Below are 14,362 nucleotides of genomic sequence, written 5' to 3'. Positions count from 1 at the left end.
AGAGCGGCCACAACGATCATTACGCCAACGTCGGCAAGCTCACCTCGGTGACCAACGACAGCGGCACCATCTTCACCGACTACAGTCCGCTGGGCATGCCGGAGACGACCACTTGGGCGCTTGTGGGATTCCCCGGCTCGACGGTCACCTCGGTGGCGAACAGTCGCGGGCTCACGGGCTACAAGGCGGGCACGGCGGCGGGCTTGTCCAAGCGCATCACCTACAGCGAGACAGGCGAGGTGAACTATGTGAGCTGGCCCGACGGCTCCACGACGGCGAGCGCCGACAAGCCCTTCGTCTATGACGCGGCGGGCCGCCTGAAGACGGTGCCGGGGCTGATCTCCTCGATCGCCTACGAGGCCGACGGCCAGACCGACACGGTCGCCTATGCCAACGGCGTGACGACCAACTTCAGCTATGACCCCAAGCGGCGCTGGGTGGCCTCCATCATCACCGCCAAGGGCACCACGACGCTGCGCAAGGTGGACTACACGCGCGACGATGCGGGCCGGGTACTCACGCAGGCCGTTACTGGAGAGCCGGACAGCTGGAGCTATACCTACGACGCGCTCGACCGGCTGACCTCGGCCAGCAACACCGTTTCGACGGCGGCCAATGAAGATCGCAACTACGGCTACGACGACGCCGGCAACATGATCGCTCAGAGCTATGTCGGGCGCTATGTCTATCCGGCCCCCTCGGCCACAGCGACGCGGCCGCATGCGGTGACGACGATCACGCATTTCTCGGACACCAACAAGGTGCGCGGCTATGCCTATGACGCCAACGGCAACCTGACGAAGGTCACCATCTTCGACGGCACGGCAGACGCCAACGAGATCCCGGCCAAACGCCGCACCATCGGCTACGATCGCGAGAACCGGCCGACCTCCGTCACCATGGGCACGGCGACCGACAATACTGAGGTCGCCACCACCTATGGTCCGGACGGCGAGCGGCTGCGCAAGACGGTGACGGTGGTCGCAGGTTCGCTCGCAAAGTCCACCACCAGCACCTGGTTCCTCGGGGCGGACGTGGAATATACCCCGGCGACGGCGAATGCCGCGGCCACCTGGACCAAGCTGCCGCATCCGGACATCCGCATCGTCAAGTCGGGTACGACGACGGCCACCTGCTATGTGCACCGCGACCAGCTGGCCTCGGTGACGCTGGAGAGCGACGCCACCGGCGCCATCGCCGCCGAGAATCGCTACACCCCCTGGGGCGACCAGATCGCCGGCTCAACCCCCACCAAGGGCTGCGGCCTCGGGGAGACCCGCGGCTACATCGGCGAACGCGCCGACGCGGAGACCGGCCTCATCTACCTCCACGCCCGCTGGTACGACCCCGAAATCGGCCGCTTCATGACCCCCGACTGGTGGGACCCGGTGGACGGGGGCAGCGCCGCAAAGGGGGCAGCGGCGGGGGTCAGAGGCAATCCGGTGGGCATGAACAGGTATGCCTATGCGGGGAACGATCCCATCAACAAGAGTGACAAGAATGGGCATTGGTGGGGAAGCGATGCTTGGGACCACTTTGTAGACACCATTAGCGACGCTTGGCACAACGCCACCGATGGGTATAAGCCCGGCACATATGAACGCACCGGGGCAATCTTGGGCGCCATAGTGGGAGGCGGAGGTGGGGCCGCTGGCGTTGCCGGCGAAGCTGGTGCTTCTGGAGGCGCTGGATCGGTCGCTGCTATAGCTACAAGCCCTGAACAGATTGGTGCAGGGATTGCCGGCGGTGCTTTCGGCGGTGCGGTTATAGGGAGAGCTATCGACAACTGGCTTGAAAACCCAAATGCTGTCTATCAGATCAACAATCCGCCAAACGAAAAGCCCGCGCCCGGGCAAAGCTCAGGAAGTTCCAGCGCATCTCAGGCCAAATCACCGGGTACCCTTGGCAAAGAGGGGGAGGCTGCAGTTCGAAAATTGTATGATATCGGCGAAAAGCCCACTTCCCCGATTGAAATGGGAATAAAAGGTAAGGGACGGATTCCGGACGGCATGACAACAGAGACGATTTCGGAAGTGAAAAATGTCGGCAAGCAGAGCCTCACAAGTCAGTTGCGAGATTATCTTGACTTTGCCGGACGGACAGATCGTACCTTCAATCTATACACGCGGCCAGAAACAAAGCTGTCGGGTCCGCTTCAAAGTCTGATCGACGACGGCAACATCACACATTGGTACATACCATGACCGAAAAATCGAAAGCCAGCCAAGCGAACCGGCCTCCTTTGACGGATGATGAAATTCGAAATCTGTCGATTGATGATCTCTTGCGGATCAAATTGTCCGATGAAGAGAAGGCGCGCAGGCGTCAATTCAATCTGGAGCGCGAGCAAAGGATTAAAGAGAGGAGTGTTAGGCTGAACGTGGAACAATCAGCACTTCTTGCCGACCTCCGTGAGGTCGGCTGGAACGTTGAAAACGTCTGGGACATCGCCACGACACGCTATCGATATCCCGAAGCCATACCCGTTCTGCTCAAACATCTGATTTTGCCATATTCGGACCGTACGCGTGAAGGAATAGCACGCGCCCTCGCGGTCAAGGAACCTGAGGCGATCAAGGCTTGGCCGCTTATCGTAGAGGAATATCGCAAAGCGCCATCCGGGTGGGGGCCGATTGGGCCAGGCGAAACACAGGAGTTTTGGCTCGGGACCAAGTCTGCGCTCGCAGCTACACTGGCGGTACTTGTAACGAAGGACACCATGCCGGAATTGGTGGAGCTCGCCAAGGATAAATCTCTTGGAAGCAGTAGAATTCTTTTGCTCTCTGCCCTACGAAAATCTAAATCAGAACTTGCGAAGCAGACAATAGACGAGTTGCGGAACGATCCCGACGTTGAAACGGAAATCCGAAGCTGGAAGCGATAGAGTCTATTTTTGATTTTCGTTCCGCGCAATTATATGGATTGAGGATGCATCCAGAAGGCAGTTGAAACGGTTTTCTCTGACACAGAGCATGCTGCAGTTGGCGGAGGTGCGCTACAAAAATCGCGAGGGCGGGTTGCGGTCAAGATCGCACTGGGTGGGTCTTTTTCAGCACCAACGCAGATTTCACCCACGCGGCTCAAAGGTGCTGATAGGCCTGCTGTTTACCCCCATCCACCTCACACAACTGCACAATGCCTCCCTCCCACCCCACCTCCGGCTACATCCTTGTCCTCACCCTGTTCCTGCTGCTGCTCCTCAGCGCCGCCTCGCTCACCCTCACCCTCGGCCTCAGCGGCTTTGCCGTTGACATCGCCGACACCACCCGTGCCGTCGAGCGGCAGGCGGCGGGCAAGACGGGGATAGCGCTGGCGCTGGCGGCGGTTGATGCGGATGTGTTCGGCGAGGACGTCACACGCCTGCCGGGCCTTGCCACCGGCGGCTTCTCCGTCGACGTGGCGATCGAAGCGCGGCCGGTGAGTGTCGACGTCAACGCCGCCCTGCCGGAGCTCCTCAAGGCCGTGACATCAACGCTGCTGCCGGCCCCGCTCGGGCAGCAGACCTATGAGGTGATCGAGGCCGAGCGGCGGGCCGGGCGGACGATTCCGTCGATCCGCGCCCTGCTGCCGCCCTGCCGGCGGCTCACCACCGATCGCGACAGGCTCGAAGCCGTGCTCACCGTCGGCACGCGCGAGCCCACGATCAACCGCGCCTCCGCCCCGCCGGCCCTGCTCGCCGCGCTGCCGGGCATGACGCCGCTGGCGCTGAAGCTCATCGAGGACGACCCGCAGGGAACCCTCGTCCTAGCCGACGATCCCCGCATCGCCCCGGTCACCCGCTTCCTCGGCTCGTCGGGCGGCGAGAGCCGCCTCACCGTCACCGTCTCCGACGGCACAAGCCACTGGACCGACGACCTCCACATCGCCACCCGCCGAAAAGCCGCCCCCATCCTCGCCGGCCTCGACCCTGTGCCAAGCCCCATCCCGGACCTCTACTGCCCCGCATCCGACGGCTGAGCGTGCGGTGGGGTGCAATACCCTGGTGAAAGGTCACTCCGAAGGCTGCAACACGCGTGCGTGCGCGTTGTACGCCGGCCCACTGTCCGCTAGATTGCCGAGGCAAGGCCGGGTTGCGCCTCGTGACGATTGGGGCACGGGGAGGCGCGGTCGCAAGTCTGGCTCGATATCCAAGGAATGGCCAAGGACATGTCGTCGGTGAATGCCGTTTCCCCCCGCTCCACCGCCGTCGATCCTCGCCTGACCGAGGTGACGGCGCGTCTGGTCGAGGCCGGCACGCTTTCACAGGCCGACCTGTTGCGCGCCGAACGTGCGGCACAGTCGAGCGGCACGCGGCTCGACCGGGCGCTGCGCCAGTTGGGCCTGGTCTCCGACGACGCGCTGCTCACCGCCTTTGAGGCGGTCCTCGGCCTGCCGCGGCATGACGGACAGCCCCCGGACGAGGAGTTGCAGACAGGCCTCTCGCCCGCCTTTCTCGAACACGCTCGCTGTTTGCCGCTGCGGCTCGTCGATGATGTGCTGACCGTGGGGGTCGAGGATCCGCTGGACGATTTCCTGGTGGCCGCACTGTCGGCCCGCACGGGCTACAAGATCGAGCGGCGGTTGATGGCGCCCGGCGCCTTCGACCGATTGAAGGGCGCGCTTGGCGTTGCGGCGCAGGTCAGTTCGCTTGCCGAACTTGCCGACTTTGATGGCGGCGGTGATGAGGATGCGTCCCGCCTCAAGGATCTGGCGTCCGACGCCCCGATCATCCGCCTGGTCAACACCATGATCGAGGCGGCGATCGAAGAGCGGGCCTCTGACATTCACCTGACGGCGACGGCCGGCCGGGGCTCGCGACTGCGCTTTCGGGTGGACGGTGTGCTCAGGGACATGGAGCCGCCGTCGGCCGGGCTGCACGCGGCGGTCATCTCGCGCATCAAGATCATGGCCGGTCTCGACATTGCCGAGCGACGGCTGCCGCAGGATGGGCGCATGCGCGTGACCTCGCGCGGCCGACCGGTCGACATTCGCGTGGCGACCATGCCGCATGCCCATGGCGAAGGCGCCGTGCTGCGCGTGCTCGATCGTTCCGCGGTCAAGCTGAGCCTTGCCGACCTCGGCTTTGACGATACGCTGGTTTCCTCACTCGACCGGGCCATCGCCTGGCCGCATGGCTTGTTCCTGGTGACCGGTCCGACGGGCTCGGGCAAAACGACGACCCTCTATTCGGCCCTGCTGCGGCTGGCCTCGCCCGAGCGCAACATCGTGACGGTAGAAGATCCCGTGGAGTTCGACCTGCCCGGCGTCAACCAGGTGCAGGTGGCCCGCAAGATCGGCCTCGATTTTGCGGGCGTGCTGAGGGCGGTCCTGCGGCAGGACCCTGATGTCATCATGGTCGGCGAAATCCGCGACCGCGAGACGGCGTCCGTGGCCATGCAGGCGGCGTTGACCGGGCATCTGGTGCTGGCGACAGTCCACACGAATACGGCAGCCGGCGCGGTGCCGCGTCTCATCGACATGGGGATCGAGCCTTATCTGTTGGCGTCGACCTTGCGGGGCGCGCTATCGCAACGCCTGGTGCGCAAGCTTTGCGTCCATTGCAGGAAGGCCGTGGCCACTGTTCAAGGAAGCTTCGAGTGCGAGGCGGTTGGCTGCGCATCCTGTCACGGCACCGGCTACAAGGGCCGCGCGGCAATCGGCGAAACGCTGGAAGTGGGTGCCGAGCTTCTTGAGCTTCTGAGTAACGGCGCGAGCGAAGGCACCTTGGCCAAGGCCGGCGTGAGGCGTAGCCTTGCTGAAGACGGCTGGGCGCGCGTCGCTTCGGGCGAAACCAGCCGTGACGAGTTGCGTCGCGTAATCGGAGCCGGATGATGGCCCGGTTCACCTACATTGCCCTGACGGCAGGCCAGGAACAGCGTGAGGGTACTATCGAGGCCGCCAGCGAAGCCGATGCTGCCCGCGAACTCGGACAGACCGGCCTCACGGTGCTCAAGCTTCAAACAGCGCGTGCCCAGGGCACGCTCCGCGGTTTGCTGGCCAAGGAGGTGCGGCTTTCAAGTGGGTTGCGCCCGAAGGAGTTTCTATCCCTCGTGCAGGAATGGGCGACACTGGCCGGCGCCGGGCTCAATCTCCACACTTTGCTCGACCTGTCGGCGAAAGGGCGCAAGGGGGCGCTCGGCGCGCTTGTCGCAAAGCTCCGGGACGACGTCCGCAAGGGCCGCAGCTTTCAGCAGGCACTGGCGGAGAGTGGCCAGTTTCCCGCGGATTTCGTTGCACTCGTCGGTGCAGGCGAGGCCTCGGGTGCGCTCGATCAATCGCTCAAGGAGGTTGCCGAGACGGCAAGAACGCGCCTGCAGCTCGCGCAGAGACTGAAAAAAGAGCTGATCTATCCGGCCTTTCTGAGCGTCACGGCCTCAGCCGCGATTGTCGTACTGCTGACCATAGTGGTTCCGAACATCGAGCAACTGATCGACGACGCCGGGCAGGTTACACTACCACTGGTGACGCGAGCGGTCATCGCCGCAAGTCACCTGCTGCGCGACTATGGCCTCATGTTTATCGCAATCCTGGCCACGACGACGGCTGCCATGGCGGCCCTCTGGCATTCGACACCCGGTCGTCGCGCGCTGTCGCACCAAGTCTTAAGTCTGCCGCTGATCGGGCCAGTGCTCGCAAGTCAACAATTGTCGCGATACCTGCAGACTTTGGCGTCGCTGGTCGGTGGTGGTGTATCGCTGGCCCGAGCCCAGGGCTATGCGGCCGAGACGGTGACCAACGCGCACATGCGGCTGCGGCTGGCCGGCATCAGCACAGCGCTTGCCGAAGGACGCATGCTGCACATGTCGCTGGAAGACACCGGCCTGATTGCCGAGGACGCCTTGGGCCTCATTCGCAGCGGCGAGCAGACCGGTCGCCTGGACGCCATGCTGCGTGCGGCAGGCCTCCTCCTTCAGGCGCGCGGTGATCAGCGGCTTGAGGTTCTGGCCGCCATGCTCGGACCCATCATGACAATCGTCTTCGGCTTGATCGCAGGCTTGATCGTCTACGCCATGCTGACAACCATCCTGTCCATCAACGAGTTTGCGTTCCGATGAAAATTCTTGTCTTCCCTTCAAGATCTCAACAAAATCAACATCCCAAGCGAGATGCAAAGGCAGGCATGACGCTGCTGGAGCTTCTGGTGGTGATGGTCATCCTTGGGTTGCTGGCGACCTTGGGCAGTATCCAGATCCTGTCCTACCTTGATCGGGCCAAGGCGGACACGGCCGTTCTGCAGATCCGGGAACTGTCGCTTGCGGTCGATCTCTATAAGCTGGATGCGGGCCACCCGCCAACTACCTCGGAAGGGCTTGGCGCGTTGATTGCGGCCCCCGCAGACGCGCAGAAATGGCGCGGGCCATATCTCAAGAACCGTAGCCTGCTCAAGGATCCCTGGGGCAATCCCTATCTCTACAAGAGTCCTGGCGATCACGGACCTTATGATCTCTCGACCCTAGGGGCGGACAGCACGGCAGGTGGAGAGGGAGACGCCGCCGATGTTGGCAACTGGTCGATCGAATGACGGCTTTACGCTGCTGGAAGTGCTGGTCACCATGACACTTCTGGCACTCGTCGGGGCCGGCACGTCGGTGATTGTCTGGAGCTATGGCGACCGCATGGAAATGGAGCGCACGGTGTCCAGGATTTCTGCGCTGTTGAGCGCGGCGCGGCACGACGCCAAGGCATCGAACACAACGGCCGTCGTATCCTTCGATGCCAAGGATCGCACCTTCTCGCTTGAACCAGGCAACCGCAAGGTTTCAGTGCCGGAAGGCATTTCGGTCAAAGTTCTCGGCGCGCGGGATCATCTTCAAGGTGCAGACCAGCCCGCCATCCTGTTTCTAGGTGGTGGTAGCAGTGCAGGAGGAGTGATCAACTTTGCAACATCAGCAGATAGGAGCCAACTGCGGGTGGACTGGCTGACCGGTCGGATCGACGAAGATGCGCAGACACAATGACGGCTTCACGCTGATCGAAAGTCTGATCGCGACTGCGATTGCCGGCGGCATGGTTCTCGCCGGCACATTGCTCGTGTCGCAGGTTCGTGCGCGTCTTGCTGCTGATGTAAAGCAACTCCATGCCACCTTCGACGCCGAGGCGATCTTGACCGAGTTGATGGTCACTGGTGGGGCGGATATCCCCGCGCCGCAGGGCACCCGACCTGACGGTTTCCGTTACCGAACAGACTTTGCCCCCTACGATTGGCCAAAGGACGCGAACGGCAACCTCATCGCGCGCCATATGTACTTGCGCAAAGCGACGGTACACATCCTGGACGTGGACGGAGGCGAACTTTTCAAGTTGACGACACTCTTGGCCGTGCCGGAGCCGGTCGAATGAAGCGGCGCGACGCCAACGACGGATTCACGCTTCTAGAGACGCTGGTCGCGCTGGTCGTCGCCTCACTGGTCCTTTCGGTCATGACGGTTCTGATCTCCAGCCTGACCGATCTACGTCATCGCTTCTCACGGGTGGATGCCGCAAGGCAGGAGCTGACGACAACGCACGACGTGCTGGCCGAACTGTTCGCCGCAGCTTTGCCTGGGCGACCCGATGCCGGTACAGCTGGAGGGACGGACGTGACGTTGACGCTTCTCTCGCGCGGAACAACCATCATGCTCGAGCCCAGCCACGCGGCCTTCACGCTGGCGTCGGATCGGTCCGGCCATCTGGCGCTGAGTTGGCTGCCGGCATCAGGGGCGCGAACCGAAAGTCGAGTTCTGCTGCCTACCGCCTCGCGGTTCGCCTTTCGCTATTTGCTGGCTGATCCAAACGGCAACACACCGGCTTGGTCAGCGGTCTGGACCACGCCGGACGTGTTGCCGCTCGCAATCGAACTCACCGTCGCATATGCCGATGTCGACACGCCGTTCACGTTGCTCTTTGCAACGCACGAACGCTATCCCTATGCCTGCGATCGTGACCCAACTTTGAGTCCCTGCGGAGAGATGCATGGCAGACCATAAACTGCTCGCGGCCGGCTGGCGACATTTGGACAAAGCCTTCGACCTGCTGCTGCACGTGCTCGACGAGGCTGTCCCCGCTGGTCTGCGTGCGCTGCTCTTGGGGAGCTACAGTCCCATCGGAATCTGGCAAGGCGCCACAACTGACAATGGGTTCGCCCTTGCCGAGATCGAGGCATCGCCGCAGACGCGTATGCGCTGCCGACGGCAGGCGCGCCGCGCCTTGGTCTGCTTGCACGTGCAGCCGGATTTGGTTCTCCGTCGTGACGTCGCGCTGCCGGTGGGCCAGACATCCAGCCATATACACGACCTGTTGCGCTGGAACTTCGAAACATGGACTGCGTTCAAGCCCGACGAAGTCTGGTTTTGCGGCGCTCCGCTAGAAGACGACGCCGACCGCCTTCGCATTGCCTTTGTCGAACGCCGCCATCTGACGCCCATCCTTGACCGACTGGCGTCCTTTGGGTTGCCGATCGATCGGCTGCAGTTGAGCGAAACGCTGGTCGTGGATTTGCCGGCAAGCCGCCGCCGTCGATTTCGCAGTAGAGCGCGACTTGCATCCGGCCTCATGGTCCTTGCCTTTCTGCTGGGTTCCATCCTGATTGCTTCAGAACTCCGGCAGGCAGAGACCCGTCTCGCCCTCAGACAAAGCGAGATCCGCCGGCTGGTCGACGCGGCTTCGGCAGCCAGCGACGCCGCAGATGCCTTGAACAAGCGGCAGAAAGCCATCGACGCCCTTGCCGGCTCGCTCTCCGCCCGCCCAAGCGCAGCCCGTGACATCCTGCAAGTCGTCGATCATCTGCCCGACGGCGTCCTTGTCGAATCCGTCAGCTGGTCTGCCACGATCCTGCAGCTTGTCATCCGCGCCAAGCTCGCGCCGGATGAACTAGACATTCGGAACCTGGACGGGTCCGCCATCACGCCCGTGACGCTGGGGCGGGACCAGGACGGCTTTCGCTACCAGCTTGACTTCAAACCCGGGGATCACCAGCCATGACCTCCCGTCGGCTTCGCCTCTGGGGCACGCGCCTTGTGCTCGCCGCTCTCGTCTTCGATCTGACCTGGCTCGCCTATGTGTCGCCGCTCTGGCAACGCTTCGACATAGAGCGCGAGATTGCCGATCTCGACCAGCGTGCGCCGGACCTGCAGCGCCTCGCCAACACCGGCCCCGGCTATCGCGCCACCTTGGAGGCCATCGAGCGGCAGACGGCCGACAGCTTCGGCGCGGATACGTCAGCCGACGCGATCGAAGCCGCAGCCCGTTCTGCCATCGAGGCGACCGGAGGCACGGTGCAGAGCTTGCGCCTTAAGCCTTCGGAAGCGGGTTACTCTGCCACGATTGCCGTCGACCTTCCTCCTGATACCCTGGAGGCCTGGCTCGCCGGCCTCGAATATGGCAAGCCTCCCTTCCTCATGAGGAGCCTGGACATTCGCCGCTTGACCGAGGCCGACAGTGGCGGCGACCAGCTGGAGGTGAAAGCATCGGGCGACTGGATGGTGCCGCAGGAGGCCACGCAATGATCCTCCGCCTCTTGGCTTTGGCCTCACTCAATCTGGCGCTGGGGGGCATGCTGATCACACGCTTCGCGCTGCCGTCGGCCGAGGTGGAAAGGGCAGCGCCCACACGCCTTGCCGACACCTTGCCGCAGGCCGGCCCAACGGCTCCGTCCCTCAGCCTGCCCACCGAACCGTCTCTGTCCGAGCGGCACCTGTTTGCTCCGCTGCCGGTTGCCGAAGAGCCGGTTGCCGAGGAACCTCAGGACGTTGCGCCGCCGCCGGACCTCAAGCTGGTTGGCGTCATCAACGGTACCGGCACCACGGTGGCGCTGATCCGCCTGCCTGATGAGAGCACCCTGCGGGCCTGGGTCGGGCAGGACGTCGCCGGCTGGACCGTCGTCGCCATTTCCAACCATGCGGTGATCCTGACCGACGGCAATCAGCGCCACGAATACCAGCTCGATCCGCCCGAGACCGAAGCTCAGCCCTCTGAGGATGGGCAGTAGCGGTCCGGGATGGGGCTTGGGCTGGGGTCGAGGCCGGTTAGGATGGGGGCGGCCTTGCGGCGTGTGGCGATGTGGAGGGCGGCGGTCCAGTGGGCGGGGCCGTCGGACACGGTGACGGTGAGGCGGCTGGATCCACCGGAGGAACCGAGGAAGCGGCTGACCGGGGCGATGCGGGGATCGTCGGGCAGGACGAGGGTTCCCTGCGGGTCGTCCTCAATGAGTTTCAGCGCCAGCGGCGTCATGCCCGGCAGCGCTGCGAGCAGGGCCGGCGGGGCGGAGGCGCGGTTGATCGTGGGCTCGCGCGTGCCGACGGTGAGCACGGCTTCGAGCCTGTCGCGATCGGCGGTGAGCCGCCGGCAGGGCGGCAGCAGGGCGCGGATCGACGGGATCCTCCGCCCGGCCCGCCGCTCGGCCTCGATCGCCTCATAGGTCTGCTGCCCGAGCGGGGCCGGCAGCAGCGTAGAGGTCACAGCCTTGAGGAGCTCCGGCGGCGCGGCGTTGACATCGGCCGTCACCGGCCGCGCTTCGAGCGCCACGTCGACCGAGATGCCGCCGGTGACAAGGTGCGGCAGGCGCGTCACGTCCTCGCCGAACACGCCGGCATCGACTGCCGCCAGCGCCAGCGCGACCCCCGCCTGCCGGGCCGTCTGCCGCTCGACGGCACGGGTGGTGTCGGCGACATCAACGGCAAAGCCGCGAAGGCCGAAGGTGAGGGTGAGCGAGGCGGCGCTGAGGAGGAGGAGGAGGAACAGGGTGAGGACGAGGATGTAGCCGGAGGTGGGGTGGGAGGGAGGCATTTGGGCACCAAGGCGCACGCAAACTCAATAATAAATCAATGCTATTTATCAATAGTGTTTGGGAAGATTTGCTGAGTTTCATATCTGACATCTAGTATTTCACCATTGATTGCAGATATTTTTATTAATATTTTCCCCTCAAAATATTTTCCAGCATCAATATGGCTCCAATTTTTCTGCCCGCTTATTATATAAACGCTCCCGCTCTTTTCTGACACGAGCGGCTGTACAGCGTTGAAAGCGACTTCGCCAAATACCTTACAAATTATGTATGACGCATATTTGATAGAGAACTCATCGTCAATAATCTCGATACCTTCAAAAGACGTCAATAAGTCAGGTATAATTTGCGCGCCTGTGTTGTTTTTATGGTTCTTTTTTGCTCTGGATATAATTTTCACGCTACCCACCTCCTATGGCGCGAATACCTCGAAAGGTCTGGAAACTACCTGCTTTGTACCCGGATTTGTTTGATAATACTCATATACAGGTATAGGCGGAAGGGGCTGCCCCTTACTAAAGCCGAACGCGCTTATGCCGCTGTTTGGCGAATACACTTTCCACCCCGACTCAATATGCGGATATACTATTAATTGGTCAACTGTAAATGCGGGAGCTACACCAGTTTTTACGTCTATTATTGAAGTGAATCCATCTATTGTTTGAACCATAATATCAGCCCTAGTTTCAGCTATTCCATCCAACATTACGAGTGTAACTTCAGTTGCCACAGTTAGCCCGCTGTTGGCAAAATTTTCGGCAAGTCTTGATTTCAGCTCTTCGTGAAACTGCCCTGGCCAAGCCGCAAGAATTGCATTTAGCCCTTGAAGTGACAGCCCGAGATTCCCAATTTGGGATGATGCATGCGTTCCAATTAGGACGCTTCCTGTAACGATGTCATCTCCGGCAACTTGATCCCGGAAGTCCGCGCTGTCATGCCAGGTGCTGGAGTGACCATCGCCAAACCCGAGGTTGCCCATGAAGTTAGCGATGGTTTCGGAGGCGTGCTCAAAGCCGTTGCCGCCGTGATAGTCGCCTCCACTGCTGCCGCCTCCAAGATGCTGGATGCTTCGGGAGCTGGGATCGTAGAACGATTCGCTCCAGTGAACCTCATGCCCATTCCTGTCACTCTTGTTGATGGGATCATTGCCCGCATAGGCATATCTGTTCATGCCGACGGGATTGCCTCTGACCCCCGCTGCGGCACCCTTGGCGGCACTGCCCCCATCCACCGGATCCCACCAGTCGGGGGTCATGAACCTTCCGATCTCGGGATCGTACCAGCGGGCGTGGAGGTAGATGAGGCCGGTCTCCGCGTCGGCGCGTTCACCGATGTAGCCGCGGGTCTCCCCGAGGCCGCAGCCCTTGGTGGGGGTTGAGCCGGCGATCTGGTCGCCCCAGGGGGTGTAGCGATTCTCGGCGGCGATGGCGCCGGTGGCGTCGCTCTCCAGCGTCACCGAGGCCAGCTGGTCGCGGTGCACATAGCAGGTCGCCGTCGTCGTACCCGACTTGACGATGCGGATGTCCGGGTGCGGCAGGATGGTCCAGCTGGCCGCGGCATTCGCCGTCGCCGGGGTATATTCCACGTCCGCCCCGAGGAACCAGGTGCTGGTGGTGGACTTTGCGAGCGAACCTGCGACCACCGTCACCGTCTTGCGCAGCCGCTCGCCGTCCGGACCATAGGTGGTGGCGACCTCAGTATTGTCGGTCGCCGTACCCATGGTGACGGATGTCGGCCGGTTCTGGCGGTCATAGCCGATGCTGCGGCGTTTGGCCGGGATCTCGTTGGCGTCGGCGGTGCCGTCGAAGATGGTGATCTTCGTCAGGTTGCCGTTGGCGTCATAGGCATAGCCGCGCACCTTGTTGGTGTCCGAGAAATGCGTGATCGTCGTCACCGCATGCGGCCGCGTTGCTGTGGCCGAGGGGGCCGGATAGACATAGCGCCCGACATAGCTCTGAGCGATCATGTTGCCGGCGTCGTCGTAGCCGTAGTTGCGATCTTCATTGGCCGCCGTCGAAACGGTGTTGCTGGCCGAGGTCAGCCGGTCGAGCGCGTCGTAGGTATAGCTCCAGCTGTCCGGCTCTCCAGTAACGGCTTGCGTGAGTACCCGGCCCGCGTCGTCGCGCGTGTAGTCCACCTTGCGCAGCGTCGTGGTGCCCTTGGCGGTGATGATGGAGGTCACCCAGCGCCGTGTGGCGCTATAACTGAAGTTGGTCGTCACGCCGTTGGCATAGGCGACCGTGTCGGTCTGCCCGTCGGGCTCGTAGGTGATCGAGGAGATCAGCCCCGGCACCGTCTTCAGGCGGCCCGCCGCGTCATAGACGAAGGGCTTGTCGGCGCTCGCCGTCGTGGAGCCGTCGGGCCAGCTCACATAGTTCACCTCGCCTGTCTCGCTGTAGGTGATGCGCTTGGACAAGCCCGCCGCCGTGCCCGCCTTGTAGCCCGTGAGCCCGCGACTGTTCGCCACCGAGGTGACCGTCGAGCCGGGGAAGCCCACAAGCGCCCAAGTGGTCGTCTCCGGCATGCCCAGCGGACTGTAGTCGGTGAAGATGGTGCCGCTGTCGTTGGTCACCGAGGTGAGCTTGCCGACGTTGGCGTAATGATCGTTGTGGCCGCTCT

The 14,362-nt window shown here is 62.7% G+C and carries 15 protein-coding genes; 12 read left to right on the top strand and 3 right to left on the bottom strand.

The window, feature by feature from the left end; translation table 11 throughout:
* The 12 genes from L2I41_RS21165 to L2I41_RS21110 all read left to right on the top strand — a co-directional run.
* Window positions 1–2,204 (top strand): RHS repeat-associated core domain-containing protein (locus tag L2I41_RS21165; RefSeq protein WP_237155615.1); only part of this gene is annotated, 2,204 nt, incomplete at its 5' end.
* A complete protein-coding gene (locus L2I41_RS21160; protein WP_237155614.1) occupies window positions 2,201–2,884 on the top strand; it encodes a hypothetical protein in 684 nt (227 codons plus the stop codon). The genes L2I41_RS21165 and L2I41_RS21160, both read left to right, overlap by 4 nt.
* Before the next feature lie 251 nt (window positions 2,885–3,135).
* A complete protein-coding gene (locus L2I41_RS21155) occupies window positions 3,136–3,957 on the top strand; it encodes a hypothetical protein (RefSeq protein ID WP_237155613.1) in 822 nt (273 codons plus the stop codon).
* A gap of 177 nt (window positions 3,958–4,134) precedes the next feature.
* Window positions 4,135–5,811 carry a GspE/PulE family protein gene (locus tag L2I41_RS21150; protein WP_237155612.1) on the top strand — a complete coding sequence of 559 codons (1,677 nt, stop codon included), beginning with the start codon at window positions 4,135–4,137 and terminating at the stop codon, window positions 5,809–5,811.
* Entirely contained in the window at window positions 5,811–7,034 is a 1,224-nt protein-coding gene (locus tag L2I41_RS21145; protein WP_237155611.1) for a type II secretion system F family protein, read from the top strand. Before L2I41_RS21150 ends, L2I41_RS21145 begins: the two co-directional genes overlap by 1 nt.
* On the top strand, window positions 7,031–7,501 hold the full coding sequence (gene gspG, locus L2I41_RS21140; RefSeq protein WP_237155610.1) for a type II secretion system major pseudopilin GspG: 471 nt from the start codon (window positions 7,031–7,033) through the stop codon (window positions 7,499–7,501). Before L2I41_RS21145 ends, gspG begins: the two co-directional genes overlap by 4 nt.
* Window positions 7,476–7,937 (top strand): prepilin-type N-terminal cleavage/methylation domain-containing protein, encoded by a 462-nt coding sequence (locus L2I41_RS21135; RefSeq protein WP_237155609.1) that lies wholly within the window; start codon window positions 7,476–7,478, stop codon window positions 7,935–7,937. The genes gspG and L2I41_RS21135 overlap by 26 nt, the downstream gene beginning before the upstream one ends.
* Window positions 7,921–8,319 carry a PulJ/GspJ family protein gene (locus L2I41_RS21130; RefSeq protein WP_237155608.1) on the top strand — a complete coding sequence of 133 codons (399 nt, stop codon included), beginning with the start codon at window positions 7,921–7,923 and terminating at the stop codon, window positions 8,317–8,319. Before L2I41_RS21135 ends, L2I41_RS21130 begins: the two co-directional genes overlap by 17 nt.
* Window positions 8,316–8,945, top strand: coding sequence for a prepilin-type N-terminal cleavage/methylation domain-containing protein (locus L2I41_RS21125; RefSeq protein ID WP_237155607.1), 630 nt, complete (start codon window positions 8,316–8,318; stop codon window positions 8,943–8,945). The genes L2I41_RS21130 and L2I41_RS21125 overlap by 4 nt, the downstream gene beginning before the upstream one ends.
* Complete coding sequence (locus tag L2I41_RS21120; protein WP_237155606.1) at window positions 8,932–9,939, top strand: PilN family protein; 1,008 nt, start codon at window positions 8,932–8,934, stop codon at window positions 9,937–9,939. The genes L2I41_RS21125 and L2I41_RS21120 overlap by 14 nt, the downstream gene beginning before the upstream one ends.
* The gene (locus L2I41_RS21115; protein WP_237155605.1) at window positions 9,936–10,463 is read left to right on the top strand and encodes a hypothetical protein; all 528 of its coding nucleotides are present in this window, start codon (window positions 9,936–9,938) and stop codon (window positions 10,461–10,463) included. Before L2I41_RS21120 ends, L2I41_RS21115 begins: the two co-directional genes overlap by 4 nt.
* Window positions 10,460–10,945 carry a hypothetical protein gene (locus L2I41_RS21110; RefSeq protein WP_237155604.1) on the top strand — a complete coding sequence of 162 codons (486 nt, stop codon included), beginning with the start codon at window positions 10,460–10,462 and terminating at the stop codon, window positions 10,943–10,945. Before L2I41_RS21115 ends, L2I41_RS21110 begins: the two co-directional genes overlap by 4 nt.
* Here the strand turns inward: L2I41_RS21110 and L2I41_RS21105 are convergent.
* The 3 genes from L2I41_RS21105 to L2I41_RS21095 form a co-directional block, all read right to left on the bottom strand.
* Window positions 10,921–11,742, bottom strand: coding sequence for a hypothetical protein (locus L2I41_RS21105; RefSeq protein ID WP_237155603.1), 822 nt, complete (start codon window positions 11,740–11,742; stop codon window positions 10,921–10,923). The two genes, L2I41_RS21110 and L2I41_RS21105, sit on opposite strands and share 25 nt — an antisense overlap.
* 41 nt (window positions 11,743–11,783) lie before the next feature.
* Complete coding sequence (locus tag L2I41_RS21100; RefSeq protein WP_237155602.1) at window positions 11,784–12,143, bottom strand: hypothetical protein; 360 nt, start codon at window positions 12,141–12,143, stop codon at window positions 11,784–11,786.
* Between the two features lie 12 nt (window positions 12,144–12,155).
* Window positions 12,156–14,362, bottom strand: a 2,207-nt coding sequence (locus L2I41_RS21095) for an RHS repeat-associated core domain-containing protein (RefSeq protein WP_237155601.1), incomplete at its 5' end; no start/stop codon positions are given.

It is taken from the genome of Oryzibacter oryziterrae (genome assembly GCF_021864535.1).
In the GTDB taxonomy this organism is placed as follows: domain Bacteria; phylum Pseudomonadota; class Alphaproteobacteria; order Rhizobiales; family Pleomorphomonadaceae; genus Pleomorphomonas; species Pleomorphomonas oryziterrae.
This window is presented reverse-complemented; position numbering and strand designations above follow the sequence as displayed.

Bases quoted from the DNA above. Each gene is read 5' to 3' on its own strand.
- L2I41_RS21160 (WP_237155614.1), top strand. From the start codon at position 2,201: ATGACCGAAAAATCGAAAGCCAGCCAAGCGAACCGGCCTCCTTTGACG.
- L2I41_RS21155 (WP_237155613.1), top strand. From the start codon at position 3,136: ATGCCTCCCTCCCACCCCACCTCCGGCTACATCCTTGTCCTCACCCTG.
- L2I41_RS21150 (WP_237155612.1), top strand. From the start codon at position 4,135: ATGGCCAAGGACATGTCGTCGGTGAATGCCGTTTCCCCCCGCTCCACC.
- L2I41_RS21145 (WP_237155611.1), top strand. From the start codon at position 5,811: ATGGCCCGGTTCACCTACATTGCCCTGACGGCAGGCCAGGAACAGCGT.
- gspG (WP_237155610.1), top strand. From the start codon at position 7,031: ATGAAAATTCTTGTCTTCCCTTCAAGATCTCAACAAAATCAACATCCC.
- L2I41_RS21135 (WP_237155609.1), top strand. From the start codon at position 7,476: ATGTTGGCAACTGGTCGATCGAATGACGGCTTTACGCTGCTGGAAGTG.
- L2I41_RS21130 (WP_237155608.1), top strand. From the start codon at position 7,921: ATGCGCAGACACAATGACGGCTTCACGCTGATCGAAAGTCTGATCGCG.
- L2I41_RS21125 (WP_237155607.1), top strand. From the start codon at position 8,316: ATGAAGCGGCGCGACGCCAACGACGGATTCACGCTTCTAGAGACGCTG.
- L2I41_RS21120 (WP_237155606.1), top strand. From the start codon at position 8,932: ATGGCAGACCATAAACTGCTCGCGGCCGGCTGGCGACATTTGGACAAA.
- L2I41_RS21115 (WP_237155605.1), top strand. From the start codon at position 9,936: ATGACCTCCCGTCGGCTTCGCCTCTGGGGCACGCGCCTTGTGCTCGCC.
- L2I41_RS21110 (WP_237155604.1), top strand. From the start codon at position 10,460: ATGATCCTCCGCCTCTTGGCTTTGGCCTCACTCAATCTGGCGCTGGGG.
- L2I41_RS21105 (WP_237155603.1), bottom strand. From the start codon at position 11,742: ATGCCTCCCTCCCACCCCACCTCCGGCTACATCCTCGTCCTCACCCTG.